Below are 2,758 nucleotides of genomic sequence, written 5' to 3' on the forward strand. Positions count from 1 at the left end.
TCCTGACAGGGGGTCCCTTTTGCGCGCTGATAAGGGGTCCCGTTTGGACGCCGATTGACACGCCACGCTCGCAGGCATGTCGCTAGGGCAGGCGCAGGACGCAACGAAGGTATAGGCGGTCATCGTCTTCTTCTCCAGGTTCGAGTTCGCATCCGAACCCTACCAGAAGATCGACGGTGGCCACCCTATCCGGGAAACCTTCCTACACCACCCCGTGGGACACAACCGCGCCTGCCTTGGCCGGCAGTCGAAGGGGCTACTCTGGACGAACGGTTCTCAGTAAAGTCATCACGCTCTAGTTTAAAACTACTATCGACTATTTCGAATGCTCATGGCTGTGTAATCCTTTGTTTTACAAAGGATTTTTCATGACATAAAATTATATTGGATGGTAGCGTTGGTGGGCCCGGCAGGAATCGAACCCGCAACCTAGCCGTTATGAGCGGCCAGCTCTAACCGTTGAGCTACAGGCCCCACCTGAACGCGGGATTAGGCAGCATCAGGCGGCTTGGCAAGCCTCTGCGCGCATCGGAATAGCAGCCAGCAATTGATTCAGGCTTGCCGGGCGAACCCCACGGCGCTCCAAATGGTTCAACACGGCATCCCACCACCGGTAAAAGGCAGTCCGATCCGCCTCGTCGCGCACATAGGGGGTGTGCCCCGGCTCCAGCGTGGGCGAGTGAAAGCTGAAATTGAGCAATGGCACGCCTTCTTCCATCAAGGCGTCGATGGCCATCATCGCCTCCTGCGCGGACACCCCTTCCGGCGTCAGCGGCACGCGGCTCAGCAATCGCGCCCGCGCCATCGCGCCCGCCAGTGGCCCCATCGTCTGGGCCGCACGATACAGCCGTTCCCCTGCCCCGCGCAGCAGCCCGACAAAGGCGGTGGAAAGCGGCAGTTCCACCAATGTCCGGTTCGGCCCCGCCCAATAGGGGGTCAAAGGCATCCCGCGAAAATCCGGGCCATGCTGGCCGCTATAATCGAACCGACTGCGCACCGAACTGTCGAGCCGAAACCCCGCCGCTTCCAACAGCCGCGCACTGTTCGGGCCGACGCCATAGCGCCCGGCCCGATACGCGATCGGTCGCTGTCCGAATCGCTGTTCGATTCGGCGGCAGAGCGCTTCCAGCTTGGCCAATTCCACTGCTTCGGGGAGCGAGCCCGCATAGCTGTTGGCGGCAGTGACCTCCTCGACATGCGGCGGATTGACCCAGGGGTGAAGATGCGCGCCGATGTCGGCCGCACCGTCGCTCGCCCATTGGCCCATCATCGCCGCCGCCGCATCGCAATCGACCACTGGATAGTCGGTGACATAGACGGGCTTCACCCCGGCGTCCGCAAAATAGCCTTGGCCCCGCGCCATGCCGGCCAATGCCGTGACGCCATGGCCCGTCCGGCTGAACGGCGCGTTCCAGTCGAATTCCTCTTCGGTATCGACAAACAGCATGAAGCGCGTGCCGAAATCCGGCGCCAGTGCAATCCGGTCCTGGGGTTGCGGTGAATCCAGCAGGTTACCGTCGAAGGGATGAGCGTTCATGCCCTTCGCTTTACCAGCCAATGGTTGCCATAGGGTTTCCCCCGCCCTGATCGATCAGCCGAGGTCGGCCGCATCGTCGGCCATCGTCGCAGCCGGAATCGCCAGCAGCAACCGCCCCGGTTCGATGTCCAGGCTGCCGTTGCAACTTGCGGCCAGACTGCGGATCAACCGCAGAGAAAAGCCCAGGCCCAGAAGCGGCCCATCGGCCCAATCGCCGTCGGCACCATAGCCTGGATCAAGCAACTGCCCTTCATCCAGCCCGGTCAAGCTCGACGGCCGGTCGATCGCCAACACGACGCGCCCGGCGCCACCATCGGGCTGAAACCAGCAGGCACCGGTCACCGTTTCGCCCGCAGGCGCAACGGAAATCAGCGTGCGTAACAGATGCTGCACCATGCGTTCGCCCTGCACCGGATCTATCCGCACTTGGGGCAAGGCGGGGGCGATAGCGATGTCGATGGCCGATCCCCCCGCTATCGCCTGATCATCGAACCGGGCCGCGATCTGGGTCACCAGCTGATCGGGGTCCATCAGTTCAGGCGCGCTCGAACCATCGCCACGCGACACGCGGGCGGCAAGGTCCAGATCGTCGAATGCGGCCAGCAAATGCCGTGCATCGACGGCGATCTTGCCCGCCATGTCGCGATATTCGACCCCGGCCGCGCCAAATAATTCCTGTTCGATGATCTCGGCAAACCCCAGGATCGCGTTCAGGGGGGTGCGCAGTTCGTGGACCAACTGTCGCAGGGAATCGGAGGACAGACCGCTGATGGCTGCCTTTTCGGGCTGGGCCGCGACTTCGTGCAGATAGGGTCGCCGCGCCTGTCCGCGATAGCCCTGAAAACGACCGGAGCGCGGATCGAAAAAGGGCGTGGCCGACAAACGCCATTCGCCGTCCATCCGTCCGCCAACGATGGTGAAGCGGCCATTTTGAAAACCGCTACGCCGGGCAAAGGCCCCCGCGACATGGCCGTCCGGCCCGCTTCCGCCATCCAGCGCCACATCACCCAATGACAGCCCGATCAGCGCAGCGCGCGGGCCTTGGTCGACCCATAGCAGAATGCCCGATGCGTCGGTTTCGAAAGCGAATTGGCGCGGCGCGTCGATGGCACCGGCGTCTTCGGGTGCGGAAGCGACGCCGACGGGTCGGCGCGTGCTCGTGAAATGCGCGATCCGATCGACCAGATTGCGGATCTGGTCCTGATCCTGGACCGGCGGGCG

General features: G+C 63.2%; 2 protein-coding genes and 1 tRNA gene. All 3 read right to left on the bottom strand.

Annotated elements, in window-relative coordinates; genetic code table 11:
* Positions 1-398 precede the first annotated feature (398 nt).
* Positions 399-474, bottom strand: a tRNA-Ile gene (locus tag IL54_RS00015).
* A gap of 25 nt (positions 475-499) precedes the next feature.
* Positions 500-1,537: a polysaccharide deacetylase family protein gene (locus tag IL54_RS00020; protein WP_037472024.1), complete on the bottom strand. Its 1,038-nt coding sequence runs from the start codon at positions 1,535-1,537 to the stop codon at positions 500-502.
* 54 nt (positions 1,538-1,591) lie between these two features.
* The coding region (locus IL54_RS00025) for a sensor histidine kinase (RefSeq protein WP_037472026.1) at positions 1,592-2,758 on the bottom strand (1,167 nt) is incomplete at its 5' end.

This window comes from Sphingobium sp. ba1, from assembly GCF_000743655.1.
Lineage (GTDB): Bacteria > Pseudomonadota > Alphaproteobacteria > Sphingomonadales > Sphingomonadaceae > Sphingobium.

Coding starts and splice junctions, on each gene's coding strand:
- IL54_RS00020 (WP_037472024.1), bottom strand. CDS start 1,537: ATGAACGCTCATCCCTTCGACGGTAACCTGCTGGATTCACCGCAACCC.